Below are 25,527 nucleotides of genomic sequence, written 5' to 3' on the forward strand. Positions count from 1 at the left end.
ATGGATAACGAACGAAGTGCCGTCATAAAAATCGGCGATGAAGATTATCAGTTGATTCTGTCCACCCGTGCTACAAAGGAAATCGCCAAACGCTACGGCGGGCTGGATAACTTGGGTGATAAGTTAATGAAGTCAGAAAACTTCGAGATGGCGCTGGACGAGATTATCTGGCTGATTACGCTCCTTGCTAACCAGCCCATCCTCATCCACAACCTGCGCAACAAGGAGAAACCGAAAGATCTGCTGACCGAGGAGGAAGTGGAATTGCTCACCTCGCCACTTGAACTGGCGGCGTATAAGTCGGCAATTACCGAGGCGATGTTCAAAGGGACGGCTCGTAACATCGAAAGCGAGGATGGTGAACCAAAAAACGCCGAGGTCGGGTAAGCGACGATGAGTTGTTTACCCGACTTTTATATTACGGTACGGTTCATCTGAATCGCTCCGAAGAGGAAACGTGGCTCACCCCGATAGGGCAATTGCTGGACTTGTGGGAATGCCATCGCCAGTTCCTCGGAATGACCAAACCAAAGCACGAACAGTTTATTGAAGATGTCATCCCTGATGGCATCTAATTTTTTTGAGGGAGGAGGTGTTTTAAGTGGCTGATAACTTCGGGTTGAAAATAGGCGTCGAGGGCGAAAAGGAATTTAAGAGCGCACTTCGTGACATAAACCAGTCCTTCAAAGTGCTGGGCTCAGAAATGAAGCTGGTAACGAGCGAGTTCGACAAACAGGATAAATCCATAGCAGCTACTGCCGCTCGCAACGAAGTCCTCAATAAAGCGATCGATGCCCAGAAGGACAAAATCTCCACCCTTGAAGCCGCTCTTCGAAACGCCTCCGACAGCTTTGGTGAAAATGATCGGCGCACTCAAAACTGGCAGATCGCTCTCAATAACGCCAACGCGGAACTGAACAACATGGAGCGTGAATTGGAAGAGTCAGCGGAAGAAGCCGACGACCTTGGTGAGGAACTGGAGGACGCTGGTGACAGCGCCGAAAAATCCGGCGGAAAATTCGAGAGGCTGGGCGGCATCCTCAAAGGCATCGGCGTGGCAATGGGCGCGGTGGCTGTTGCTGCCGGAGCCGCTGCCGTCAAACTTGGCAAAGAAGTCATATCCGCCTATGCGGACTACGAACAACTGGTCGGCGGCGTGGATACGCTGTTCGGGGAGGCGTCACAGTCTGTACAGGGGTATGCCGAAAATGCCTTCAAGACCGCCGGTATGTCCGCCAACGAATATATGGAAACCGTCACGGGCTTTTCAGCAAGTCTTATCCAGTCCCTCGGCGGCGATACCGCAAAAGCAGCGCAGGTTGCGGACATGGCGATTACGGATATGGCCGATAACGCCAATAAAATGGGTACGGACATCGCATCCATCCAAAATGCCTATCAGGGTTTCGCCAAGCAGAACTACACGATGCTCGACAACCTGAAACTGGGCTATGGCGGCACAAAGTCTGAAATGGAGAGGCTCTTGGCTGATGCCGAAAAAATCTCCGGTATTAAATACGACCTTTCTTCATTTTCCGATTTGACCGAAGCAATCCATGTCATTCAGACCGAAATGGGGATCACAGGAACGACCGCCTTGGAAGCCACGGAAACAATAACTGGCTCTATGGCAGGGATGCAGTCGGCTATCGGCAACTTGATGGCGGGTTTGGGTAATGCCAATGCTGATGTAGGACTTTTGATTGGTAATGTGGTCGAAGCGTTCCAGAACGTCGTGAAAAACATTGTTCCAGTTATTGAGAATATCGTACGAGCACTGCCGCCTGCCCTTGACGGGATACTACAGGCAATCGGTGATTTGCTTCCGACTCTGCTCGCTACGGTAGTCGACCTTTTCACACAGGTGCTGACAACGATTTTAACGCTTTTACCCGAACTTATCCCCGCTGCCGTGGATGCTGTTATGACCATTGTGGGTGCGCTGATTGATAATCTTCCATTACTTATTGATGCAGCGGTTCAATTAGTGACCACTCTCGTTACAGGCATCGCCGATGCACTTCCACAGTTGATACCGGCGGCGGTGAACGCTGTGATCACAATCGTTCAAGGCTTGATGGAAAGCCTGCCTATGATACTTGATGCCGCCCTTCAACTGATTCTTGGACTGGCACAGGGAATCCTGGATGCACTGCCCCAATTGATCGCTGCTCTGCCCGCTATCATCCTCGGCATTGTAGATTTTATCATCGGGGCCATCCCGAAAATTATTGATGCAGGGATTCAGCTACTGGTGTCCTTAGTAGACGCCTTGCCTGAAATCATCACGGCAATTGTGGCGGCTATACCGCAAATTATCGAGGGTTTAATTACAGCGATCCTCGGCTCTATTCCCCAGCTTATTGACGCCGGGATTCAGCTGTTAATTTCGTTGGTTCAAAACCTGCCGCAGATTATAACTGCCATCGTGGCGGCGATACCACAGATCATCTCATCGCTTATTACGGCGATTATCGGGAGCATCCCGCAGCTTGTGGGAGCGGGCATTCAGCTGTTCGTGGCGTTGATAAAGAACCTGCCAACCATCATCGTGGAAATCGTAAAAGCGATACCTCAGATTATTACGGCCATCGTGAAAGGCTTTACCGGTAACATCGGTAAAATCGTGCAAGTCGGTAGCGACCTTATCAAGGGGCTGTGGCAGGGTATTTCGAACGTCACCGATTGGATTTGGGGTAAAATCTCCGGCTTCTTCGGAGGGATCGTCGACGGCATTAAAAACTTCTTCGGTATCCGTTCTCCCTCCACCTTATTTGCCGGACTTGGCGAAAACATGGGTCAGGGCATCGGTGTGGGCTTTGAACGGGCGATGGATGAAGTCGCAGACGATATGCAGAACGCTATCCCCACCGCTTTTGATACGCCTGGCATAAATATGGGTGATGTGACAGGAAGTCATGGCGGCTTTGCGGTATCAGGTATGCCCTCGCTCATCAACATACAGCAGATGATTGTCCGCAGCGAGGATGACATCCGCAGAATATCACAGGAACTGTACAACCTGATGCAAACCGGCTCGCGGGCGCAGGGGCGGTTTAGCCCGGCATAAGGAGGTGTTGGCGTGGGCTTTATTTTCAACGGAATCTCATCACAAAGCATGAACGTCAAGGCTCGGCTGACCTCTTGGCAGGCTTCGCCACCCTTGCGCAACTCCTTTGTTTCCATACCCGGCAAGCCCGGCGTGGCAGACTTTGGCAGTGATAGCGCAGAGCGGGTCATAACCGTTCGCTGTAATATCGCTCCAAAGCACAACCTCGCTTCATTGGTTGGAGTTCTGGATGGTCTGGCAGAATGGCTTGACCCGGATAAGGGGCTGAAACAGCTTGTGCTTGACGATGTAGCCGACCGCTATTTCACAGCGCGACTGCAGACGGAAGTGAACTGTGAACGGCTTATTCGCTCAGCGGGTGCATTTGACTTGAACTTCGTCTGCCCCGACCCACATGCTTACGCTTTGACGGACGAGGGTTTTACGCTAACCCAAACAGGCGCGAATGCGATCACGAGGAGTAAAGGCAATACAGACTCACTGCCTGTCTTCCTTTTGAAAGGCATCATTCCGTCAGGGTCATCAACCTATGTGTCGTTGAAAACAAATGACGAAGAACTTCGCGTTATCGGTGCGCTGGCTGCCGGGGAAACCCTTGTCATCGACAGCGGTTTGGTTACTGCCAAGGTGGTAGACGGCACGGGCGAAACGCTCCGAAATGGTCTGCCGCTGCTTCAAGAGTTGAATTTTCCAATTCTCCGCAAAGGAGCGAACAGCGTAACCATTACGGCAATCGGTGCGACCTTTACAGAGCTGCAAATACAGGCGAAGAGCCGTTGGAGGTGAGGACATGGCGGTAAAATCCATATTGACTTCTCAAACAGACTTTACAGGCGAGATCCCTGTAACCGAAAAAACATCCGCACTCTGGCGTTTCAACGAATCCACGCCGGACAGCGATACCCGCCTTACGGACTCCTCCGGCAACGGACGACATTTTACTGTCTCCGGCTGGAGCGGCACAACAGCCTCTTTACTAAACGGCAGGTTTGGGCGGTATTTTCGCATAAACATCAACAATCCAACCACAGAAAAGACGCACCTTGTCGCCGCCAACGACGGTACATTCTTTTCTGATCTCGGTGATAACATTGCCGTCGGCGGTTGGGTAAATCCGACCACCTATTCTGTCGGGCAGAACTTCATTCCGCTTTTCAATACAAGGCAAGGACCCGGTCAGCCAATTTTATATATTTCCCTCTATCAAGGACGGCCGCGAATGATGCTCTATAATTCAGCGGGCACGCTTATCCTTGACCAAACCGAAACACCTGGATTCAACATGGTCAATGGTGGTTGGTATTTCCTCTCTGCCATCATAAATGCGACGGAAAAAACATCTCAGATAGTTCTGTGTAACCGTGCCGACGGTGTAGTGTGGACAGCCCCTTTGCGGACATTTACTGGTACATTGAATCCATCCTGTATAGCAGATATCGTCATGGGAATGCACGCAAATCAGTATTACTACGCAGGTGGCTTGGACGAGTGGTTCTTTGAAACAGACAGCGACTTAACTATTGATGACTTGATTCACTATTTCCGTCAGGCGATGCTTGCCAATGGCGGAGATACTTCGGGTAACGTGGATGCGCTAACTGAGCCGGGAGCTGTCACCCTACGGAAAGGAATTGATAATCTCTACCCCGAAATCGGCCAACTGACGACGATTGCTGCCGAATGCAGCCTTGCCGGGAGCGGTCGGGTATCGGCAACAAGCGAATACACGGCGGGCGTCACGTCCATTTCACTGATAGAAACATCAACTTCAGATGATTTGCAGGACTGGTCGGCATGGCAGACAGTTGGCACAAACGGCGAACTGTCCTCACCGAATCGCTCATATATCCGTTACAGGGTAACGCTCACCACCAGCGATACGACGGTCACGCCGAAGCTGCTCGATATCACACTTCATGATATCCCAAAATCTCCATATGAGAAACTGGGTTTTGCCCGCCCCGTGGTTTTGGACGGGAACGGAGCGTGGGAAACGGTTCTGGAGAATGCTTACGACATCATTGTTACGGGCGAGATCAACGGAGCGGACACCTTGGAATTCAAGCTGCCCTACAGTGACCCGAAGCGGGCGACGCTTGACAACGAGAAGCAGGTGCAGATCGCTGAGGATGTTTACCGCATACGGACAATGACGGATGAAAAAGGTTCGGATGGCAACAGCATACTCACAACGGTCTATGCTGAAGCGGCATTCTATGACCTGACTTTTTCTGCAGAAAAACAACCGATTGAATTCAACGCCGACCTGCCCGCTGCCCCGATGGCGTTTGCGCTTGCGGGCACAGGCTGGGAAGTCGGCACGGTAAATGTGATCACCCTTCGAACATGGGAATGCCAAGAAAAGAACGCACTCTCCATCCTGCGGATGGTGCAGAACATCCATGGTGGCGATTTGGTATTCCACAGCCGGGACAGGCGAGTGGACTTACTGACATTCAGCGGGACAGACAGCGGTGCGCTCTTTGCCTACCGCAAAAACTTGACGGGGATTAAGCGTGTAGTCGATACTCGATCCCTTGTTACGCGACTCTACGCCATCGGTAAAGACGGCATGACCTTTAGTGCCATTAACGGCGGCAAGGAATATCTGGAGGACTTAACCTATTCAAGCGAGGTGCGGGTAGCGACACTCGACTGCTCCAGTTTTACGAACCCCTATCAGATGCTTGAATTTACCAATATGCGGCTTGCTGAGTACGCAAAGCCCCGCGTTTCCTATGTCCTCTCGGCGATGGATTTGTCCGTATTGACAGGCTATGAACACGAGCGCTGGAATTTGGGTGATATTGTAACCGTTGACGACAGGGATTTGAATCTGACCATTAAAACACGAATTATACGCCGCCAGTATAACCTTCAAGAGCCGTGGAAAACCGTATTGGAACTCTCCACAAAACTCAGAGAACTTGGCGATTCCTCATCAGCAACGATTGCCGACCAGTTCGACCAAAGCAATCTCATCGGGCAGGAAATCAAGGATATGGTACCGTTCAACCATCTGCGAAACAGCAGAGCCGATGATGGCTTCGCCTATTGGCAAAATAGCGGCTTTGTAGTGGATACTGAAAACGGTGTATCCGGTACAGCTTCCTTTAAGGCAGTTGGTGTGGCGGATATGACCAAAAGCATGGCGCAAACAGTCTATCCAGCATCAAGACGTAACTACACTATTTCGGCTCAAATCGGCTCAGATAATCTGAACAAGGGTGCAAATGGACAGGTCGGTATCGAGGTAGTATTTGAATACGAGGACGGGACGACCGAAACACGATTTATTGATTTGTATTGAGAGGGCGGTGATTTCACATGGTATCTTTTCAACAAGTGGCGCGAGACGCTTCACCCAAAGGCTACGGCAGGCTGCGCTCCATCACCATCCGTCTTGTTATACAGAACTGTACTGGAGAGGTGTTCTTCACTGATCTAATGTTGCAAGCAGGTATCGTCGCCACAGGCTGGGTCGGCCATGTCTGTGAAATTAGGTGGACACTGGATGGGTGATTCAGTCTTTGCGAAGTACATGCTTGTAGTAGCATCGGAAAAGGCAGAGCCATTGCACATAAAGCATTTCCCCAGAGGCGTAACCATGTATGCCAGCTTCTCGAAATGCTCTGGACAACTGCTTTTTTGTAAACATGCGTCGTAATTCGGCACCATTGCTTCGTAGGCCGGCTGAGACAAAGCGCTCGTAAGCAAGCCATTGGACTGGCGATACATCTGGTTGTGCCTTTTTATTCAGATGGAGCAATACTACGTCTACGCCGGGCTTCGGATGAAAATCCTCCCGGCGAAAATGGTAGACGATTTCAAGATCGAATACTGGCTTTATCATGAGTGACCGCAGGCTTTCACGCGAGGTTCCCATGAAACGCTTGGCCGCACCCTTTTCCATCGTTAACCATGCTTCTGTTGGTGGGTTTTTGCTTTCCGTCAGCTTGCGCAATATGCTGGTGGTATGGAAAAAAGGAATGTTTGCAAAAACCTTATAGTCCACAGAAGCAGGAAGCCGCCATTGCAGGAAGTCCTGATGATAAAGGTCGAGGTTTTCGGCATCACTGAATTTTTCAAGAAGCCTTCCATAAAGCTTTTTGTCAACTTCAATAGCGCTTACTTTCTGGCAGTTTTCAAGGAGTAAACCAGTAATATGGCCTTTACCGGGGCCTATTTCAATCACATGATCACCTGCGGTGATACTGGTTTTATGAAGCAATTTTTTTATTGTTTTGTAGCTGGTCAGGTAATTTTGGGATACACAAATGGGCGGATTTTGCCCTTGGTTTCTATTTTTGGACATAAAAAATATACCTCTTTCGATTCTATTCGGGTCGAAAAAAAGTGCACAAAACTAAAGGAAGAGTGTGTTCGTCAAGTAGAAAGTGCATAAAAAGGGCCCCGAGAAGTACATAGTCTGGTCAGCACCAGCATGGTTGGTTGCCGAGCCCTTTTGGGGGCCCAACGCTGTACTTTTGGCGAGCCTTTTACGAGGCCCGGTTCTGCGTTTTTGGGGACCTTTTTGGAGACCCAATTCTGCATTTTTGGAGCGCCTTTTGGGGACCTTTTCAGAGGCCCACCATGTGCTCTGCTTCCAAGCTGAGCATATCACGCCATGCGGTAATGAAATTCAACGGCCTGCCATCCTCTCCAGACATGAGCCACGGATTGTCGGCAGGGTCATTTCCGTCAGCAATCCATTTGCGGAGGCGGCACTTTTCTTCGGCGGTCAAAGCAGTATTCATCGGGTAGCTCCTTTCTTGGATTTCTGGCGGAGCATGGACTGCGTAAGCCGGTAGCTCTCACCAGAGAAAATGCAAATATGAGAATGGTGGATGAGCCGGTCAATCAGTGCTGCGGTCAAGCGGTTGTCCCCAAAGACCGTGTTCCACTGAGAGAACTCCAGATTGGATGTAATAATCAGACTTTTGCGCTCGTAGCAATCCGAGACCACTTGAAACAGCAGCTCGGCAGCGTCCTTGTGCAACGGTACGAAGCCAATCTCGTCAAGCACAATCAGCTCCACCTTTTTCAGCGTCCCCAAGAAATTGTTCAGCGTACCACGGCTGTTCTTTTCCAGCAGGATGTTAGCGAGGGCTGCGGCGGTAAAGAACCGTACCCGCCGTCCCTCTTGGCAGGCTTTCAAGGCGAGGGCAGTTGCCAAATGTGTCTTGCCGGTGCCAACAGCACCCATAAAAACGAGGTTTTCTTTTGGCGCAAGGAACTGTAAATCTTCCATGTACTCCCGCGTCAGACCAACAGGAAGCTCAAGATCAGATTTCCACTCAAAGTCATCCAGCGTTTTCAGCACTTGGAATCCGGCTGTCTTCACCATGCGGTTAATGCGGTTGGCTTCTCGCTCTCGCATCTCCACCATCAGAAGGTCGGTCACATACTGTTCGGGGTTCATGTACTCCACGGAGCGCCATTCTTTTGCCAAACCACCGAGTTTCAGAGTCCGCATCATCTGCTCAATCTGTTCATCCATGAGCCTCACCTCCCGCCGTCAAACCATCGTAGGCCGAGAGGTTGGGGTTGTAGTTCAGCGCAGGGGCATTGGAAATCATCTTCATCGGTTCAGGCCGGTATTCTTTTTTGGCAATCATGTAATAGCATTGCCGCATACTGTCGGCATCGGTGCGGCCATTCATTCCAGCAAGCTCCAAAACATCGTCGCAGAGGGCAGCGTTGCCATCACGAACAATCTCACTCAGAAGCTGCAACGCATTCTTTCGGTCTTTGCCGCGGCTCTGCTCCAAGTGCTGCTGCCACGGCTGCGGCATCTGGTGGAAAAACCGAGTATGCTCAATGGCTCCCGGCTTCTTGCACAGGGTAGCCACATACTGAGTCCAATCATAGATTTCTTCGTTGGAGCCATAGCAACGCCGGTACTTCCCAATGGGCTGGTGGTCATGGAAGAACTCCACATGGTCATAGAAAATCTTTGCCTGCACGGTTTCTCCGTACAGAGAAGGAGCGAGGCCGTACTTGTTGGTGTCAATCACAGCGAAGCCGTATTTGTTCACCGCCATGCTCTCGTAGCGGAACACCGGAAACGGGTACTCCGGTAGTGCCAGAAGGCTGTCCTGCTCCTCAAGCCACAACTCCTGTATGGAGACCTTGTACTTGTAGTGGGTGCGCTCGGCGTCCTTCTCGCACCAATCCCAAAGGCTTTCGTTGAAGTCCTCAAAAGAGGTAATGGTCGGCACCGGCACAAAAGCATTTCTCCGGCTGTATCCAACCTTGTTCTCAACATTGCCTTTCTCGTTTCCAGAGCGAGGATTGCAGAAATCCGCCTGAAAGCGGTAATGCAGCTTGAAGCGCATAAAACCGTCTGCCAGAACACGCTCTGTACCTTCTAAGACCTGGGCCACAGCGGTCGTCATATTGTCAAACCGCAGCCGGGGAGGAACGCCACCAATATGCTCAAAGATGCGCTGCATCCCCGTCAGCAGGCACTCCTGGTTCTGCGAGGGGAACGCCTGCGTGTAGCCCTTGTTGGAATTGGGAAATGAGATTGTGAGGGCATAGGCGTTGTGTTCCTCCTGATTGGCGTCGTAATAGATAAACTCGCCAAAGTCCACCTGTCCGCAGCCGTCAGGGTGTGCAAGCGGTAAATATCCTTCGGTGGCCGCTTTCATCACAAACTTTTTCTTGCGGACATATTTCTTCACGCTGGAGTAGCTGCCGGGAAAACCACATTCGTCCCGCAGCCTGTCGTAGATCCGCTTCACGGTATGGCGCTGCTTCCGTGGAATCTTGCGGTCAGCCTCCAGCCACGCATCAATCGTAGGAATGTAAGACTCCAAAACCGGATAGCTTGTTGGCTCGATATTCGGCAGGTCGTCGTTGCTCCAGTCCTCCTGATACGCATACTTCCGGACTGTGCGGTAATTAAAGCCTGTGGCATTTGCAATTTCAAGCACACTTTTATCTTCCACTTCGTAGAGATGCTTGATATACTCTTTCTGAGCCATTTTCAACACCTTCCTGTTACCTCCTTAGTCTTTCACAAACTAAGGGTAACTTTTATTTGAGGTGCTGACAATGGCTCCTATTTTTGCCATCATCCGCTATGCACTTTTGGAGACCTTTTTCTGCATTCCTATTTTACCGAAAACAAAAGGAAGAGTTTTTTACGCTTCCGTTTGTTTAGTGCACCTTATTGACGAGTCCGAAAGATTCCACTCATAGGTGTATTCAAGCCTCCAAATATAGATTGGTTTTCATTATAAAATAAATAGGCTATGTTGTCAAATTCAGCATTTGTACACACTCGCATTTGAGCTATGCACCGTTTTCGGAGGAGGTGGCAAAGATAATCAACAACTTCATCCGCTTTGCGGAAGTACTAAAACTCAAAGAGGAAAAGCGAATTGTAAGCGTAACCCTCCGTCCCCTCATCGCCGATTGCACGGGCGAGATTTACTTCACCGACCTTCAGCTTCAGGAGGGCGACAAACTGACAGGCTATACACCGCACACTTCGACCATGCTTCAAGGTAGCGGGAATGCTCCTCGCTACCAAAATGCCGTGGTGCGTGGCGGCGCGACCCTCGTTCTCTTCAACACCGGGGAAACCTCGGCGGGTCTTGACTTATATATCTATCCTAAACAGCCAATGGCGGCGGGAAGCATTGAAATTTCACAAGGTATGGGTTCGCATAAGTGCAAATTTACATCGGCGGTAAATGCGGGTGATGAATTTGCCTTAAAAGCTGTGGTAAGGGAATGTCTGCGAAATGGCAATCCCACGCTAAAGGATGGATTTTACCAATATACCGCCGCTTACGACAGCAAGCACCACGTGAAGCTGGAAAACGGAAAATCAGCGAGGGTCTACCTCGAATATGTAGAAATGATGGAAGGAGATCCGCGCTTATGAGTAAGGATTATCTTAAGGGCAAGAAGTGCATGATATGGTCGTTCATGGGAAACACCCGAATGCACCAGGCCTTGAACAATTACGGTGACCGCTATGAAGCCGTCGGCATTTTCACCTTTGAGGTGGACATATCAGGAACGATAACCGAAACAGGTACACCGATATCCAGCATGATGCCATACATCAATAAATGGCCCAAAGTGCGTTGGTTTCTTACCGTGATGAATCACGGCACAGCTTCTATATTCACTGCTCTACGAAATAACGAAAGTGGCGCAAAGACGAAGTTTCTCTCCGAATTGGTGCGTATCATGCAGAAATATCCGTGGTGTGCCGGTGTGGATATCGACTTGGAACGCGGCGGTGGATATGAGAACAAGGAAGCGGCAAATATTCTCTTCAGCGACATTTACCAAACCGTTAAAGCGTACAATCCTGCCAAGCTGGTCAATATCTGTTTGCCCGGTATGACGGGCGTCCAAGGCTCAGTCGGCGGCGAGAATTGGTGTGTCTATGCCGATCTCGATGCTTACTGTGACACGGCAGCAATTATGTCATACGGTATGGCCTGGGCAGGCAGCGCACCGGGTCCTGTCTCTCCACGGGACTGGCTTGTCGGTGTTTATGATTATGCCGCCAGAGTAATGAATCCGCAAAAGATCTATATGGGTTTGCCGGGTTACGGTTGGGAGTGGCAGATATATGCAAACCCTGACGACCTCGGCCAGACATATCGTGGTGTGTCACTTACCTACTATGCCGCTAAAATATGGGCAGAGGGCGGCTATAACTTTACAGGTAATGCTCCTCCGCAGCCGATGATACCGTGGCTTGCCTACTGGGACGATTACGACCAAGTGCCGTATATACTCCCTCAAGTCTACGATTATGCTGAGGGTGGCGATGCAACCAGCCGAGAAGCTCCAATAATCGGGGAAACATACAACCGCCGTCGATACTTAACTTGCTACGGCAAAACACAAAAGGCAGAGTTTGGCACAATCTATATTGACCGTGACGGCGAGCCGGATAGTTACACAGAGGGCGTGGTGATCGGCAACGGAATGATTACGCTCTCATCTGAAATGGGTACAGCAACCTACGATTTTACCGTTCCGCAATCGGGAATTTATGATGTCGCAGTCCGTATCTGCTATCCGTATTGGGACAAGAACGGTATCAACATCTCCCTTGACGGTTCCTCGGTCGGCTTTTACGAAAACCGTCTATGGTGGCCGTATTGGAGAAGCACCTTCTGGGCGATTCTTGCTAAAGGACGCAGCTTGTCGGCAGGAGAACATACCATCACCGTTGATGGCGGTGTGGTGGGCGCGCAGTTATATGGCTTTCGTCTTTGCTCATCGTTTTCTGAACAGCCCTCGGCAGGTTCGGCTACCTTTGAACTCTCTCCTCGTAGCTTCAAGGACGTGAACGGGAATATGGCTGTGCCGGACAAAGGCTTCAAACTGACCACCGAGATTCTGCGGCGAAAACCCGATTCGGCTCTGGTGTGGTATGAGGACTTCCAAGACCCAATCACGCTGCAAAGCACTTACTGGACTACACTTTCAGGCAGTTGGGCAGTCTGGCGAAGCGATGAATATGCATCCGGCAGGGTTTATTCACAGTTGGAAGGTAGTGGCCAACTTGCCTGGAGATATGACGGTTTCTCCGACGTTCACCTTCGAGCACGGCTTGCTTTCCCTCATAACGGAAGCGGGCGCGCCGGGGTATTTATCGGCGACATCTTCTGTTGTATCAACATCGACACTGAGCGAGTGGAACTCTATCAAGACTCTATTTTGCTCGGCAGTTATGGTGCAGCTTACGCTAAAACACCTGCCACCGACATCCGCACAAACCCCAATATGTATCTCATTGAAATGAGGAAACGCGGCAACCGTGTGAGGGTCTATTCCGGTAACAGTAACACCCTCCGCTTCACTGCCACAGTATCACTGACAAGCGGTTATTGCGGCATTCAGTCGGACAATGAAATCAAGTGTGAACTGCTTCGTTTGGGCGATGCATGGACTTACGAGCCGTATGAAGCCTTTGATGTGACGATGCCAAACGGTACTACCGAAAACTACGGAAGGATCGCCCGGAGTAGCGTGACATGGGACAGTGAATTCGAGGTATTCACGCTTACCTCAGATGTGGAGGAATCCGCTACCCGAAGCGAGGATATCTCTATGGACTATGACTTCGTACATTCAGCAATGCTATACATTCCATGCAACGCTGACTACACGGCAAAATTTACGCCACACGACATCAACGTCTGGTGTTCGAGGGTATTCCTCGGTGATGGGGATGGTTTTGGAATTGTCTACTACCAAGACGTGGACTCGATTGTCTACTGGGCAAATGAAGCGGCATACCGATGGCGGTTGCGTGGTTTTGCCCTATGGTCACTCGGTCAGGAAGACTTGCGGCTTTGGGAGGCACTCCCGAAACAGAGTTAAGGAGTAATCATTCATATTGGCATTCGCGCCTGCATATTCAGTAGGCGTTTTTTATGCGAAAAAACAGGAGGTAAAACGAAAATGAAAGAGATTTGGAACTGGATTCAGGTTGCATTTGCAGCCATCGGAGGTACGCTTGGCTGGTTTTTGGGCGGATTGGACGGCTTCCTTTATGCGCTCATCGCCTTCGTGGTCGTCGACTACATCACGGGCGTGCTTCGGGCAATTGTGGAGAAGAAACTGTCCAGCAGAATCGGAGCGCAGGGTATCGCCAAGAAGGTAGCGCTATTCCTTGTGGTCGGCATTGGTCATCTCATCGACACCTATCTGCTCGGCGGCACGGGAGCACCACTTCGGACGGCGATTATCTTCTTCTACATTGCTAACGAGGGAATTTCTCTCGTTGAGAATGCCACGGCTATTGGGTTACCCGTGCCTGCAAAGTTAAAAGATGTGCTGGCACAGCTTCATGGAAAGGATGAACAGAAATGAATCTACGAAAATTGATATTCACAAACAACGCCTGCTACAAGGCTGGCAGGACTATTACTGTCAAAGGCATTATGGTTCACTCCACCGGCGCGAACAATCCGAATCTGCGTCGTTATGTGGGTCCGGACGATGGATTGCTTGGCAAGAATCAATATAACAACCACTGGAATCAAGACAAACCGGACGGTCGACAGGTCTGCGTACATGGCTTCATCGGAAAACTGGCTGATGGGAGTATCGCTACCTATCAGACACTGCCGTGGAATCATCGCGGTTGGCATGGGGCTTCCGGCTCAAAAGGATCGGTAAATGACAGCCACACAAGTTTTGAAATCTGCGAGGATGGCCTAACCGACAAAGCCTATTTCAACGCAGTCTACAAGGAAGCCACCGAACTGTGTGCCTATCTCTGCAAGGAGTATAATCTCGACCCGATGGCAGATGGCGTTATTATCGGTCATTACGAGGGGCATAAACGCGGCATCGCCAGTAACCATGCCGATCCAGTACACTGGTTTCCGAAGCACGGCAAGTCAATGGATACATTTCGCGCCGAAGTTCAAAGGTTGCTCAAGGCAACAGAACCTTCAAAGCCTCCCACCCTAACTGAACCGAAAAAGCTATACCGTGTACAAGTCGGTGCTTACGCCGTCAAATCGAATGCTGATGCCATGCTCAAAAGGGTAAAGGCGGCGGGATTTACGGATGCTTTCATCAAAACCGAATAACCAGCATATGCTGGTACGCAAGTGCCCCTCTTCTGTCTGTAGACGGTAGAGGGGTGCTTTTTATTTCCCCTCCGAATGGAGGAAAGCTGAGTGAACAACTTACAAAACCAAGGTATCAGCACAAGCGATATTAATGCTGTATCGGAAAAAAGGCCTGTACCGCAGGAACTAATGCAGCGTGAAGTCGATTATGTCAGGGCACAACAGATACTAACCGCAATGATGAATTGTGGACTTATTTCCTTGTCAGAGTTCAACAAGATAACCGAGCTAAACCGCAAAACTTTCTCACCCTTATTAGCTGAGATTATGCTCTAAAACCGTTGATATAACTTGGTTTTGACGGTAACATGTGACACTGACCAAGGAGGTGAGAAATTGAAAAAGGTAACAAAAATAGCTCAAAATACAGTCGATTTAGCTGAACAGTCCAAGCTCAGAGTTGCAGCTTATTGCCGTGTGTCTACCGACAGTGATGAGCAACTCGTCAGTCTGGATACGCAAATAAAACACTACAAAACCTACATCAATGCAAACCCTGAATGGGCGTTTGCAGGTCTTTATTATGACGAAGGCATCACCGGCACGAAAAAAGAAAAACGACCTGAGTTGCTTCGAATGATTACCGACTGTGAAGACAGAAAAATAGACCTCATTGTAACGAAGTCTATCAGCAGATTTGCTCGAAACACTACCGACTGCCTTGAACTGGTTCGAAAACTGCTTGACCTCGGCATTTTTATTTATTTCGAGAAGGAGAACATCAACACGGGGTCAATGGAAAGTGAACTCATGCTGTCAATCCTAAGTGGACTGGCCGAAAGTGAATCGGTCACCATTGCTGAAAACAACAAGTGGTCAATTCAGCGTCGCTTTCAAAATGGCACGTACAAGATATCCTATCCACCCTATGGCTACGATAACATAGATGGTGAGATGGTCATTAACGAGCAACAAGCAGAAATTGTTCGCTATATTTTCGCTTCAATTCTATCCGGTAAAAGCACTCATAAAATCGCCGACGAGTTGAACAACCGAAAAGTACCCACCAAAAAAGGTGGCCGCTGGACAGCAACAACAATCCGCGGAATGGTGGGGAACGAAAAATATACAGGAGATGCAATTTTTCAAAAAACCTATACCGATGTCCATTTCAATCGCCATAACAACAGGGGTGAGAAGGATCGGTATCTGATCAAAAACCATCATGAGGCAATTATCAGTCATGAAGATTATGAAGCTGCTCAGGATATTATCGAACAGCGTGGCAAGGAAAAAGGCTTAGAAAGGCAACATAAAAAATATCAGAACCGATACCCCTTTTCAGGAAAAATCATCTGTGGTCAGTGCGGCGGGACGTTTAAGCGCAGAATCCATTCAAGCGGAAAACATCGAATTGCTTGGTGCTGCTCCATTCATATCGTAGATATCAAAAAATGCTCTATGAAATATGTGCCGGAGTCCGATTTTGAATACGCATTTGTCACCATGATGAACAAGCTCATATTTGGGCACGAATTTGTACTCAAGCCGTTGCTCATTAGTCTGCGTGGGATGAATTCAGATGAGACTCTGGAAAGCATTCATGCGCTTGACAAGAAACTCGAAGAAAATGTGGAACAGCGAAATGTACTGGTTGGGCTGATGACCAAAAAATATCTTGAGCCTGCCGTTTACAATAAAAGCAACAATGAGCTGCTGCAAGAGGCAGAACGTCTACGCCGTCAAAAAGAATCCATAACCCGATTCTTAAATAACGATTTCCAAAACTTAAGTGAGGTCAGTGCCCTATTGCAATATGCTACCAAGGCATCAATGCTGAAGGGCTTTGACGGGAACATTTTCAAACGCTTTGTAGAGCGGGTTGTTGTGTATTCCAGGTCGGAGATTGGATTCGAGTTTAAATGCGGCATTACACTCAAAGAAAGGCTGGTGAGATAAGTGAGTCACACACCATTTGGCTACCGCATTGAAAACGGAAAAGCCGTAATTGATATAGAAGCTGCCAAGCAGATAAAAACCTTATTTGATTCCTATTTGTCCGGTGATTCACTGGCAACTGCTGCAAAGAAGGCGGGTATCACAGCCTTCCACGCGGGCATCGGCAGAATGCTTCGTAATGCGCGTTATCTTGGCGACGACTATTACCCCGCCATAATCGACCCGAACACGTTTACATCCGCCGAAGCGGAGCGTATCAGGCGGGCTGAGAAACTCGGTCGTATTTATGAACCAAAAGAAGAAACAACGGTCGTCTATCCTACTGCTTTTCATGTAATAGAAGGAAGAGAAGAATTCGACGACCCCTTTGCACAGGCGGAACACGCCTACAGTTTAATCGAAACGGAGGTGAACAAGAATGGCAGTAAGTAAAAGCGTCACCGTGATTCCTGCAAGGAAGCATACCCGAAAAGGTGCAGACGAAGAAAAACCCAAACTCCGGGTTGCGGCATACTGCCGAGTTTCCACGGACAGTGACGAGCAGGCTACCAGTTATGACACGCAGATTGAACACTATACCACCTACATACAAGGTCACCCCGACTGGGTACTGGCGGGGATTTTTGCGGACGACGGTATCTCCGGCACCAATACTAAGAAACGCGAAGAATTTAACCGCATGATTGACGAGTGTATGGCCGGTAATATCGATATGATCATTACAAAGTCCATCAGCCGATTTGCCCGAAACACACTGGACTGTTTGAAATATATCCGTCAGCTTAAGGAGAAAAACATTCCCGTTTACTTCGAGAAGGAAAATATAAACACCATGGATTCCAAGGGCGAAGTTCTGCTCACAATTATGGCATCCCTTGCCCAACAGGAAAGCCAGTCATTGAGCCAAAACGTAAAGCTGGGTCTGCAGTATCGTTATCAGCAAGGTGAAATTCAAGTCAACTGCGCTCGATTCCTCGGTTACAGCAAGGATGAGAATAAGCGTCTTGTGGTTGTGCCCGAGGAAGCTGAAATCATCAAGCGCATTTACCGAGAATATCTTGAGGGTGCCAGTATGCTAAAAATCGCTCGCGGTTTGGAAGCGGATGGTATCCTTAACGGTGCGGGCAGGGAACGCTGGCATACAAGCAACATAAATCAGATCCTGCGAAATGAAAAGTACATCGGCGACGCTCTTTTACAGAAAACTTACACGGTTGACTTCCTAACAAAAAAGCGGGTCAAGAACAACGGTATCGTTCCGCAGTATTACGTAGAAGGGTCGCATGAAGCCATTATCCCGCGTGAAGTATTCATGCAGGTGCAGGAGGAACTTGTCCGACGCCGCATTGTCCATACTAGCCCGAACGGAAAAACCAGAACCTTCAGCAGCAACCACTGTTTTGCACAGATAGTCATCTGCGGCAACTGCGGTGAAGTGTTCCGCAGGGTTCATTGGAACAACCGTAGCAAGAAATCCATCGTCTGGCGCTGTGTCAGCAGACTGGAGAACACTGGTCTGTTCTGCGATGCCCGCACGGTACTGGAAAGCACTATCGAACAAGTGCTTGTCACCGCTATTAATCAGACGCTTTGCGACAAGGACTCCTTTCTCGCTTCTCTACGGGATAACATCGCTACCGTCATAAATCGAGAAAACGACAAGGGCTTGGCAGATATCGATAAGCGGTTGGAAGAACTACAAACGGAACTGCTGAAGCTGGCTACCTCCAATGCCGATTATGATAAAGTCGGTGATGAGATTCACCGACTGCGTGACCAAAAGCAAAAGCTGCAAGTTGAAAATGCCAACCATGATGAACTTAAAAAACGCATTACTGATATGAGTACATTCCTAAAGAAGCAACCCACCGCTCTCACCGAATATGATGAGCAACTTGTCCGAAGGCTGATTGAAAAGGTCACTATTCACGAGGACAAGTTCACAGTGGAATTTAAGTCTGGACTGACGGTTGATATAAATGAATAGAGTAAAAACGAGCAAGGCACTCTACTAAATTACAATGTAGGGTGCCTTCAGTATACTGAAAATCCAGACAATTTTACATCTTTGAAGACAAAGCTGAACTCCGTAGTATGCTTATTAACCAAAAAATGCAGCTATTCATCCTGCTCTTTTTCGTCTAACTGTTTTTGAATCTTCGCCTGTTTTTTCTTATTCAGGTAACTTAGGGAATACATTACAACAAAACACGAAACGGTCGCGCTAATAAAAGTTACTGCCAACACGGCGATAAAATAACTGATACCATCTTCCTTATATTGTTCAGCGTACTGTATATAGTTCGAAACACCATTAGTCGCTGTTACAACAATTCCGACTACTATACTGTTCACAAAGGGAAGGGCTTTCGCTCGTTTTCCTTCGCCATATATGTTCAGTCCCAAGGTCATGTAACGTATTATCATATAAAGGGACATTCCGAAAAAGCATATAAACTCAACGGCATACTGCTTAAACGGAGCATTCAGAAGAAACTGCTGTACAAGAATTGAACAGAGAAGCACAATCATTAAAATGCCGTATGCTTCACTATTTATTTTACGGCGCTGCGCTACAACTCTTTCGTCTTGCGAATTTTGCTTTTTCATTTCGATTCCTCCCAAAATAAATCATTTAATGTTTTGCCAAGTATCTTACAAATCGCTATACAAAGGTTTAGCGTAGGGTTATATTCACCAGATTCTATCAGCCCGATTGTTTGTCGGGTAACCCCTACCGCTTTTGCCAAGTCTTCCTGCTTCATATCAACTTCCATTCGGGCGATTTTCATTCTCTTGTTTTTCATGGAATACCCCCTTCTATAGTCTCAGTATACATCATATATTACATAATGCAATATATATTTTGCATTATGCTTGTTGAATCTTTGTTGAATTCAAGTCCGGCGTGACGGTGGATGTAAATGAATAGAGTAAAAACGAGCAAGGCACTCTACGAATTTCAGTGTAGGGTGCCTTGCTTCATTTTGCTTTAACCTCAAAGATTGATCCCTCTCTGCGGTATCCAAGTTTTTCGTAATACATATCGACATCACTCATAACATAGACGGGCTGTTCTGGAAAGTCTTGGCATACCCGTTCCATTAGGCTTTTTCCAATTTGCCTTCCCCGACGTGTTTTTCTTACGAGCAAATCATATACGTAAACACCAAAACCATTATCTTCCCGACAGCGTGCGTAACCACACACGAGATTTTCATGATAAGCAATATACGTGATGCTTGATTCAAGTGCTTTTACATATTTACTGCGACCAGCCGCTCCGTGATACTCAATCCAGTCGTCCCCTTCATCGATGAGTAAATCAAAAAGCAAAGTTTCATCCGCTTTGCTGTATTTCTTAATTTTCATATATTCACCACCTATTTTATGCTTTTCCTGAAATCGGCAAGCAAGAAAACCGCCTCAAACATTTCATCCGAACGCAAGTCGAAAACAATAGGAAAGTATATCTATGCCACATCATTTTATAGTACTCGTTTCAAAAAACTCAATTGTTCGTTAATAGCCTTACTAAAAAACTCTCCCCTATATATATCGAAATGGCCAACAGGATATTTGATTACAGTCGCTTTCTCTCCCAGGATTTCCGCTACTTTCTTGTAAGAATCAGGTGAAACTGTGGTGTCTTTCTCACATACCAGAATCAGTACCGGGCATTTGACATTCTCAGCCACCTTGGCAACATCTGGTCCTTGCAGCATGAGCATACTCCTGCCACAAATCCCATTTATAAAATGCTCTGAATTAGACATCAAACTTCGGTAACCTTCCAATGCTCCAGGAGCATTAAGCATAGCAAAGGATCCGGGTTTGCCAACTGCAGGGATGAAGTGAGTAGATAATCCAAACCTGGAACGCCCTTTATCTCTCTGAGCATGCATGAAGAGTTTAAGAAAATAACCAATGCCCTCTCTTTGATAAATTAACTTATCATCCTTGCCATGATCCAGACTGGGACACTGGGATATGACCCCTGCAATTTTCTCATCTTCTGCTGCGATAATTATTCCGTATCTTCCTGCCGCTGAAGTACTCCATAAAACAATTTTGTTTTCATCAATATTTTCTTGGTTTCTGGCATAATCGATTACAGCTCTCAGATCTTCCATTTGTTTGATTCCGTTAATAAGCTGCCTGGGTTCTCCGCCGCTTTCTCCAAAATAACGATAATCATAAGTAATAGCAGCCACACCAATATCTACAAATTTAAGGGCATAATCTTCTAAAACAGCATCTTTTGTTCCGCAAAATCCGTTACTAAGAATTACGCATGAGACCGGTTTCACTATATCTTCCGGCAGATATAGCCACCCGCTGATAAATGTATCATCTATTGGAATATTGATGTTTTGGCGGCATATTGGAGTCCTTTTATCTTTATGTCCCTTGTTGATAACCTCAGCTTCAATTGATAAAAATGGACTAAAAATCACTACAGCCAAGTAGCATAATACCAGCCCAATAATAATTACAAAAATCTGAATTGCCATAAGTAACACCACCTTTCAACTATCCACAAAAAGATACTAAGCTATCCATTAAAGTTTCAGCCGCCCTGAAAAATGCAGCACCACACGCTGTTGAATCCATAGTATCATCTCCGTTCATTTGGAAGAAAATTATAATATATACCTATTCTCTACCAACATCCAACCTGAACACACAACCTCAAAAAATCTCGAAAAAACATCTAACCTGACCACTTGACTATCAAAAAGCGCCTTTATAGACTTGTTTCCACGAAGCGATATTTTCATGTTTTTCGCTCGATGGGTTTTGTACCCATGTATGCTAAAAGCCTTGATACATAAGGGTTTTTAGCACACTCACTCTTTCACCCGTGACATCAATGTCACGCACTCAACATGATGTACTTAGACTATTCCAAAGTTTGATAGAACTATACAAAACCCTGTGTTTATATGCCTTTGACATCTATTGTATTAACTCTAATGGTCTTTTTGATTAGGCTATTATATATTTTACAAACTTAAAAGTTATTAATATTTTAATTCTGCTTGTAAATACTTATGATCACTATTGGCCCAATCTTTTTCAATAACAACTTTATAATCTAGGCCAGAGTTAAAATTAATAAATATGTGATCAATCGGTGTTTGTCCAATATAAGTTGGGGTATCATCAGAGACTATATCTTTTGCAACTCTAGCTAGCTCTATAAATCTTTTTTCCGTTAATTTATTTTTACATCCAATATATCCATTAAAATCTCCTGCGATTATGAGCTTTTCCTTGTTGGCTTTCTTTTCAGCAGTATACTCAATTAATTCTCGCCACATATCATCATTTTGATCATCTTCTTTAAAGTTAGTAGGCATATGTACACCCAGAACTGTTATGTCATCACCAAGGCTTAATCCAATTGTTCTATTGTTACAAGGCTTATAGTTTATATCACTACTAAATATTCCTTTTTTAAAAATTGCAATAGTACATCTCGTTATATAATTCCTAGATATGTTTTCAACTATCTCAAATTCATTGGTGGGAAAATCATTGTGCAGTTTCTTATGATAGTCGCACTCTAACCACATTGCACCTTGTTTTATTTTATAAGGAACTTCTTGCAATAATACAATTGCATTTTGTCGACTATCCAGAAAATCTTTAATATCTTTTACAATATTAATATAAGCATTTATATCGCAATCGTTTTCATTATATTCCCATTCTTGCCCCGACCTCTTCTTATTTCTAAACCAATCAACATTCCATGTTTTTATATTAATTGTATTCTTTACCCCCACCTCATTTTTCATTTTTAGATTTTCTCCATTCATTCTTATCTTCCTTTCTTCGAACTATACTTACTACTCTTCCTTTGAACTCCATCTTTAGTTTTCTTAACATTACTTCTATTAATCTTTTCCGCCCGCACAGCCTGAAACTTTTCCTTAGAAATAATAGGTGGATGGTTATTTTCAGATACATAGTGTACCTCATGATCCCCTTTATCTAATAACCTTACCACTGTTTATGCCGGATCCAATCGTCCTATAGTAGCCAGCCTTGTCTGTCCGTAAATAGACGGATATAATGTCCCTAATAATATTGTGGAGGACAAAAAGAGATCCTCCCTGACTCTATGGTTAGCGCCGAGTCATCAGGGAGGATCCTTACTAAGTTATTAGCATGATCAGTATATCAAAATACGTTTTAGAATGGAATCCCGATCAGGGTGTTTTTTGTTCGGAGTATGGAGAAAAGCATATGTCCCATCTGTCATCAGTCGCTTAAGGTCATTGGCTCCCGCAGGAGATCAGTGATCGACGAGAATGGGGATGTCATGATCCTGGTGCTTCGTCGCCTGCGCTGTACCAACCCCGGTTGCGGGAAGATCCATCACGAACTTCCGGATCTCTTAACTCCCTATAAGCGGCAGACCACAACGATCCTGGAGCAGATCATCACCGGTCAACATGAAGCGGTGCCCGTTGAGAATTCGACCATTCGGCGGGTCCGAGCCTGGTTCAACTCCAGAGCCCACGCTTTAGTCGGTGCTCTGCTCAGTACATATGCTACAGTCACTCAGGACTATGGGGTCGACTTTTCCGATCTGCCTCAGTCCATACTCGATAGGATTTTCTTCTTTGTAGGCGAGCCTGCGGGCTGGCTGAAAAAGGTTGTCCGGATTTTAGTCAACAATCACCGATGGCCACATACCCAGTTGGCATAGGTGTCCACCGAGGAGTCCTCTAAAATCATGTCATCACTCGAAATTGAATGGAGGCATGACATGAAGGACAAGGAAAAAGCACAGGAAATAGCGACGCAACGGGCGATTCTACTGGCGCCCCTTCTTTCCCATGACTTGGACAAGGGGCAGATCCGGGTGCTTAAGGAGCAGATCTGCCGCGAGGCTGGGATTTCCGAGCGGACCTTACGGCGATATCTGAATAGTTATCAGCAGAAGGGATTTTCCGGACTGATACCGCAGGCGAGGGGATCGCAGGATTCAAGAGCCATCCCGGCGCCGGTGTTGGACGAAGCCGTGCGGCTGCGCAAAGAGATCCCGTCCAGAAGTGTGGCTGAGATCATTCGAATCATGGAATGGGAAGGCCTCACCGAAGCTGGCTCGATCAAGCGAAGCAGCCTGCAGGAGAAATTGCAGGAGAAGGGCTACAGCGGGAAGCATATGGCCATCTATGCCGCTGGCGGGGTAGCTACCCGCCGATTTCAAAAACGCACCCGCAACAAACTGTGGCATTCGGATATCAAGTATGGCTGTTACCTGCCGATCGGTCCTGGAAACAAGCCGCAGCAGGTCTATCTGGTGGCGTTTTTGGACGACGCTACCCGGATGATCCTCCATGCCCAGTTCTACTCGAACCTGGAGCAGAGCATCGTTGAGGATTGCTTCCGCAAAGCCATCCTCAAGTGGGGAATTCCAGAGCAGGCATACTTCGATAACGGCCGCCAGTTTAAAAATAAGTGGATGTCCAGAGCCTGCGCAAAGCTTGGCATCCGGCTGATCTTCGCAAAGCCCTACTCTCCGGAAGGCACCGGAAAAATAGAAAAATTCAATCAGAATATCGATCGGTTTCTCGATGAGTATAAATTCGATAACTCGGAACGATCCCTCGAGGTTATGAATGAGCGGTTCTGGATCTGGTTGGAAGAATGCTACCAGAACAAACCGCATACCGCACTCAATGGAACGACCCCGCATCAGGCGTATAATCTGGATCCCAGGCCCTTGAAATATCTGCCAGCGGAGAAGGTCGCCAACGCCTTTTTGCACGCTGAGACCAGAAAAGTCGATAAGAGTGGCTGCATCAGCTTTGGCGGCGCGAAGTATGAAGTTGGGCTACCCTATGTGGCTCGCAGCGTGGAAGTGGTCTATGACCCCAGTAACACCGAGGAACTGAGCATTGAGTATCAGGATGACAAACCCTTTGTGGTGAGAAAGCTGGTCATTGGGGAGCGTGTGACGCCCAAGCCTCAGCTGCCGGAGTTCCTGACTCCAGTCAAGCCAACCTCTTCCCGGTTACTCGATGGTGCCCAAAAGCAGAATCAGAAGCGAAAAGACAAACAGCAGTCTACGGCCATCTCTTTCAAAGACATAAGAAAAGGGGGTGGCAGTGATGTTTGAAGCGTTTTATGGCTTCAAGAAAACTCCATTCTGTCGGGATCTGCCGACTACGGAACTATTCCCTTCCAATACGCTGGAGGAGTCCCTAAGCAGATTATCCTATGTCGCCGAACGGCAACTCTTCTGTGTACTCACCGGAGAGTGCGGCACTGGTAAGACGACAACCATTCGCCGATTCCGCGATCAACTGGATGACACCAGATACACCCTGATCTATCTGGCAGATTCGAAAATGACGCCGAGAAATTTCTACAAAGGGATGCTGGATCAGTTAGGGGCCGAATCAAGATTCTATCGAGGGGATGCCAAACGCCAGCTGCATAAAGAGATCGAGTTGATGAAAGGACTCCACAATAAGCGTCCGGTGGTCGTTGTCGATGAGGCGCATCTGCTGGATCGAGAAATGCTTGAAGAGGTACGTTTTCTCCTCAACTTCCGGATGGATGCCGTCAGTCCCATGGCACTGGTTCTGGTGGGCCAGGTCGAGCTATGGGAGAAACTCCAGATGCAGTCCTATACGGCGATCCGGCAACGGATCGACATCCAGTGCAAAATGCAATTGATGGACCACTCACAGGTGAAGGGATACATGAAACGCCACCTGGAATATGCCGGGATCGACCATGAGCTCTTCTCAGATGAGGCTACTGAGGCAATCTATCGATATTCCGGTGGATCCGCCAGGCTAGTCAACCAAGTGTGTACTAGCACCCTGATTTTTGGTTACCAAAGTGGAAAGCGAATCATTGACGACCACATGGTCAAACTGGTCATCAATGGGGAACTGAGCTAAA

At 47.5% G+C, this 25,527-nt stretch carries 25 protein-coding genes; 15 read left to right on the forward strand and 10 right to left on the reverse strand.

Annotation, left to right across the window (positions count from 1 at the left end):
• The 4 genes from P6M73_RS11150 (at position 1) to P6M73_RS11165 (ending at position 6,380) form a co-directional block, all read left to right on the forward strand.
• The gene (locus P6M73_RS11150) at positions 1-387 is read left to right on the forward strand and encodes a hypothetical protein (protein ID WP_277853125.1); all 387 of its coding nucleotides are present in this window, start codon (positions 1-3) and stop codon (positions 385-387) included.
• A gap of 214 nt (positions 388-601) precedes the next feature.
• Positions 602-3,070, forward strand: coding sequence for a phage tail protein (locus P6M73_RS11155; protein ID WP_277853126.1), 2,469 nt, complete (start codon positions 602-604; stop codon positions 3,068-3,070).
• 12 nt (positions 3,071-3,082) lie between these two features.
• Positions 3,083-3,856: a distal tail protein Dit gene (locus P6M73_RS11160; RefSeq protein ID WP_277853127.1), complete on the forward strand. Its 774-nt coding sequence runs from the start codon at positions 3,083-3,085 to the stop codon at positions 3,854-3,856.
• Positions 3,857-3,860: 4 nt separating this feature from the next.
• Positions 3,861-6,380 (forward strand): phage tail protein, encoded by a 2,520-nt coding sequence (locus P6M73_RS11165; RefSeq protein ID WP_277853128.1) that lies wholly within the window; start codon positions 3,861-3,863, stop codon positions 6,378-6,380.
• 213 nt (positions 6,381-6,593) lie between these two features.
• Here the strand turns inward: P6M73_RS11165 and erm are convergent, their stop codons facing one another.
• The 4 genes from erm to istA all read right to left on the reverse strand — a co-directional run bounded on the left by erm (position 6,594) and on the right by istA (position 10,059).
• The gene (erm, locus tag P6M73_RS11175) at positions 6,594-7,385 is read right to left on the reverse strand and encodes a 23S ribosomal RNA methyltransferase Erm (RefSeq protein ID WP_277853130.1); all 792 of its coding nucleotides are present in this window, start codon (positions 7,383-7,385) and stop codon (positions 6,594-6,596) included.
• A gap of 265 nt (positions 7,386-7,650) precedes the next feature.
• The gene (locus P6M73_RS11180) at positions 7,651-7,827 is read right to left on the reverse strand and encodes a hypothetical protein (RefSeq protein ID WP_277853131.1); all 177 of its coding nucleotides are present in this window, start codon (positions 7,825-7,827) and stop codon (positions 7,651-7,653) included.
• Complete coding sequence (istB, locus tag P6M73_RS11185; RefSeq protein WP_277853132.1) at positions 7,824-8,570, reverse strand: IS21-like element helper ATPase IstB; 747 nt, start codon at positions 8,568-8,570, stop codon at positions 7,824-7,826. Before istB ends, P6M73_RS11180 begins: the two co-directional genes overlap by 4 nt.
• Positions 8,563-10,059 carry an IS21 family transposase gene (istA, locus tag P6M73_RS11190; protein ID WP_277853133.1) on the reverse strand — a complete coding sequence of 499 codons (1,497 nt, stop codon included), beginning with the start codon at positions 10,057-10,059 and terminating at the stop codon, positions 8,563-8,565. Before istA ends, istB begins: the two co-directional genes overlap by 8 nt.
• 332 nt (positions 10,060-10,391) lie before the next feature.
• Here istA and P6M73_RS11195 point away from each other — a divergent pair, with 332 nt between their 5' ends.
• The 8 genes from P6M73_RS11195 (at position 10,392) to P6M73_RS11230 (ending at position 18,583) form a co-directional block, all read left to right on the forward strand.
• Entirely contained in the window at positions 10,392-10,967 is a 576-nt protein-coding gene (locus tag P6M73_RS11195; RefSeq protein ID WP_277853134.1) for a hypothetical protein, read from the forward strand.
• Positions 10,964-13,435, forward strand: a complete 2,472-nt coding sequence (locus P6M73_RS11200; protein WP_277853135.1) for a glycosyl hydrolase family 18 protein — start codon at positions 10,964-10,966, stop codon at positions 13,433-13,435. Before P6M73_RS11195 ends, P6M73_RS11200 begins: the two co-directional genes overlap by 4 nt.
• Before the next feature lie 81 nt (positions 13,436-13,516).
• On the forward strand, positions 13,517-13,927 hold the full coding sequence (locus P6M73_RS11205; protein ID WP_277853136.1) for a phage holin family protein: 411 nt from the start codon (positions 13,517-13,519) through the stop codon (positions 13,925-13,927).
• Positions 13,924-14,655, forward strand: coding sequence for an N-acetylmuramoyl-L-alanine amidase (locus P6M73_RS11210; protein WP_277853137.1), 732 nt, complete (start codon positions 13,924-13,926; stop codon positions 14,653-14,655). Before P6M73_RS11205 ends, P6M73_RS11210 begins: the two co-directional genes overlap by 4 nt.
• A gap of 90 nt (positions 14,656-14,745) precedes the next feature.
• Positions 14,746-14,973, forward strand: coding sequence for an SHOCT domain-containing protein (locus P6M73_RS11215; protein WP_489666447.1), 228 nt, complete (start codon positions 14,746-14,748; stop codon positions 14,971-14,973).
• Positions 14,974-15,033: 60 nt separating this feature from the next.
• Entirely contained in the window at positions 15,034-16,596 is a 1,563-nt protein-coding gene (locus tag P6M73_RS11220) for a recombinase family protein (RefSeq protein ID WP_277853138.1), read from the forward strand.
• Entirely contained in the window at positions 16,597-17,028 is a 432-nt protein-coding gene (locus tag P6M73_RS11225; protein WP_277853139.1) for a serine integrase family protein, read from the forward strand.
• Entirely contained in the window at positions 17,015-18,583 is a 1,569-nt protein-coding gene (locus P6M73_RS11230; protein WP_277853140.1) for a recombinase family protein, read from the forward strand. The genes P6M73_RS11225 and P6M73_RS11230 overlap by 14 nt, the downstream gene beginning before the upstream one ends.
• A 131-nt stretch (positions 18,584-18,714) precedes the next feature.
• On the opposite strand, the gene P6M73_RS11235 is transcribed toward P6M73_RS11230, so the two are convergent.
• The 6 genes from P6M73_RS11235 to P6M73_RS16860 all read right to left on the reverse strand — a co-directional run bounded on the left by P6M73_RS11235 (position 18,715) and on the right by P6M73_RS16860 (position 22,612).
• Positions 18,715-19,206 (reverse strand): DUF6773 family protein, encoded by a 492-nt coding sequence (locus P6M73_RS11235; RefSeq protein WP_277853141.1) that lies wholly within the window; start codon positions 19,204-19,206, stop codon positions 18,715-18,717.
• A complete protein-coding gene (locus P6M73_RS11240) occupies positions 19,203-19,403 on the reverse strand; it encodes a helix-turn-helix transcriptional regulator (RefSeq protein WP_277853142.1) in 201 nt (66 codons plus the stop codon). Before P6M73_RS11240 ends, P6M73_RS11235 begins: the two co-directional genes overlap by 4 nt.
• 175 nt (positions 19,404-19,578) lie before the next feature.
• Complete coding sequence (locus P6M73_RS11245; protein ID WP_277853143.1) at positions 19,579-19,968, reverse strand: GNAT family N-acetyltransferase; 390 nt, start codon at positions 19,966-19,968, stop codon at positions 19,579-19,581.
• A gap of 116 nt (positions 19,969-20,084) precedes the next feature.
• Complete coding sequence (locus tag P6M73_RS11250) at positions 20,085-21,110, reverse strand: alpha/beta hydrolase (RefSeq protein ID WP_277853144.1); 1,026 nt, start codon at positions 21,108-21,110, stop codon at positions 20,085-20,087.
• 510 nt (positions 21,111-21,620) lie between these two features.
• Positions 21,621-22,421: an endonuclease/exonuclease/phosphatase family protein gene (locus P6M73_RS11255; RefSeq protein ID WP_277853145.1), complete on the reverse strand. Its 801-nt coding sequence runs from the start codon at positions 22,419-22,421 to the stop codon at positions 21,621-21,623.
• A gap of 2 nt (positions 22,422-22,423) precedes the next feature.
• Entirely contained in the window at positions 22,424-22,612 is a 189-nt protein-coding gene (locus P6M73_RS16860; protein WP_347276281.1) for a recombinase family protein, read from the reverse strand.
• Positions 22,613-22,837: 225 nt separating this feature from the next.
• Between P6M73_RS16860 and P6M73_RS11260 the strand changes: the two genes are divergently transcribed.
• The 3 genes from P6M73_RS11260 to P6M73_RS11270 are packed head-to-tail and all read left to right on the forward strand — an operon-like array spanning position 22,838 to position 25,526.
• Complete coding sequence (locus P6M73_RS11260) at positions 22,838-23,317, forward strand: DUF6431 domain-containing protein (RefSeq protein ID WP_277853146.1); 480 nt, start codon at positions 22,838-22,840, stop codon at positions 23,315-23,317.
• A 60-nt stretch (positions 23,318-23,377) separates the two neighbouring features.
• On the forward strand, positions 23,378-24,733 hold the full coding sequence (locus P6M73_RS11265) for a DDE-type integrase/transposase/recombinase (RefSeq protein WP_277853147.1): 1,356 nt from the start codon (positions 23,378-23,380) through the stop codon (positions 24,731-24,733).
• Positions 24,726-25,526 (forward strand): ExeA family protein, encoded by an 801-nt coding sequence (locus P6M73_RS11270; protein WP_277853148.1) that lies wholly within the window; start codon positions 24,726-24,728, stop codon positions 25,524-25,526. The genes P6M73_RS11265 and P6M73_RS11270 overlap by 8 nt, the downstream gene beginning before the upstream one ends.
• The last annotated feature ends 1 nt before the right edge of the window (position 25,527 follow it).

This window comes from Anaerococcoides asporogena (genome assembly GCF_029590275.1).
In the GTDB taxonomy this organism is placed as follows: Bacteria; Bacillota; Clostridia; order Clostridiales; family Clostridiaceae; genus JG1575.

Bases quoted from the DNA above. Each gene is read 5' to 3' on its own strand.
- P6M73_RS11150 (WP_277853125.1), top strand. From the start codon at position 1: ATGGATAACGAACGAAGTGCCGTCATAAAAATCGGCGATGAAGATTAT.
- P6M73_RS11165 (WP_277853128.1), top strand. From the start codon at position 3,861: ATGGCGGTAAAATCCATATTGACTTCTCAAACAGACTTTACAGGCGAG.
- erm (WP_277853130.1), bottom strand. From the start codon at position 7,385: ATGTCCAAAAATAGAAACCAAGGGCAAAATCCGCCCATTTGTGTATCC.
- P6M73_RS11180 (WP_277853131.1), bottom strand. From the start codon at position 7,827: ATGAATACTGCTTTGACCGCCGAAGAAAAGTGCCGCCTCCGCAAATGG.
- istB (WP_277853132.1), bottom strand. From the start codon at position 8,570: ATGGATGAACAGATTGAGCAGATGATGCGGACTCTGAAACTCGGTGGT.
- istA (WP_277853133.1), bottom strand. From the start codon at position 10,059: ATGGCTCAGAAAGAGTATATCAAGCATCTCTACGAAGTGGAAGATAAA.
- P6M73_RS11200 (WP_277853135.1), top strand. From the start codon at position 10,964: ATGAGTAAGGATTATCTTAAGGGCAAGAAGTGCATGATATGGTCGTTC.
- P6M73_RS11205 (WP_277853136.1), top strand. From the start codon at position 13,517: ATGAAAGAGATTTGGAACTGGATTCAGGTTGCATTTGCAGCCATCGGA.
- P6M73_RS11210 (WP_277853137.1), top strand. From the start codon at position 13,924: ATGAATCTACGAAAATTGATATTCACAAACAACGCCTGCTACAAGGCT.
- P6M73_RS11230 (WP_277853140.1), top strand. From the start codon at position 17,015: ATGGCAGTAAGTAAAAGCGTCACCGTGATTCCTGCAAGGAAGCATACC.
- P6M73_RS11235 (WP_277853141.1), bottom strand. From the start codon at position 19,206: ATGAAAAAGCAAAATTCGCAAGACGAAAGAGTTGTAGCGCAGCGCCGT.
- P6M73_RS11240 (WP_277853142.1), bottom strand. From the start codon at position 19,403: ATGAAAAACAAGAGAATGAAAATCGCCCGAATGGAAGTTGATATGAAG.
- P6M73_RS11245 (WP_277853143.1), bottom strand. From the start codon at position 19,968: ATGAAAATTAAGAAATACAGCAAAGCGGATGAAACTTTGCTTTTTGAT.
- P6M73_RS11250 (WP_277853144.1), bottom strand. From the start codon at position 21,110: ATGGCAATTCAGATTTTTGTAATTATTATTGGGCTGGTATTATGCTAC.
- P6M73_RS11255 (WP_277853145.1), bottom strand. From the start codon at position 22,421: ATGAATGGAGAAAATCTAAAAATGAAAAATGAGGTGGGGGTAAAGAAT.
- P6M73_RS11260 (WP_277853146.1), top strand. From the start codon at position 22,838: ATGGAGAAAAGCATATGTCCCATCTGTCATCAGTCGCTTAAGGTCATT.
- P6M73_RS11265 (WP_277853147.1), top strand. From the start codon at position 23,378: ATGAAGGACAAGGAAAAAGCACAGGAAATAGCGACGCAACGGGCGATT.
- P6M73_RS11270 (WP_277853148.1), top strand. From the start codon at position 24,726: ATGTTTGAAGCGTTTTATGGCTTCAAGAAAACTCCATTCTGTCGGGAT.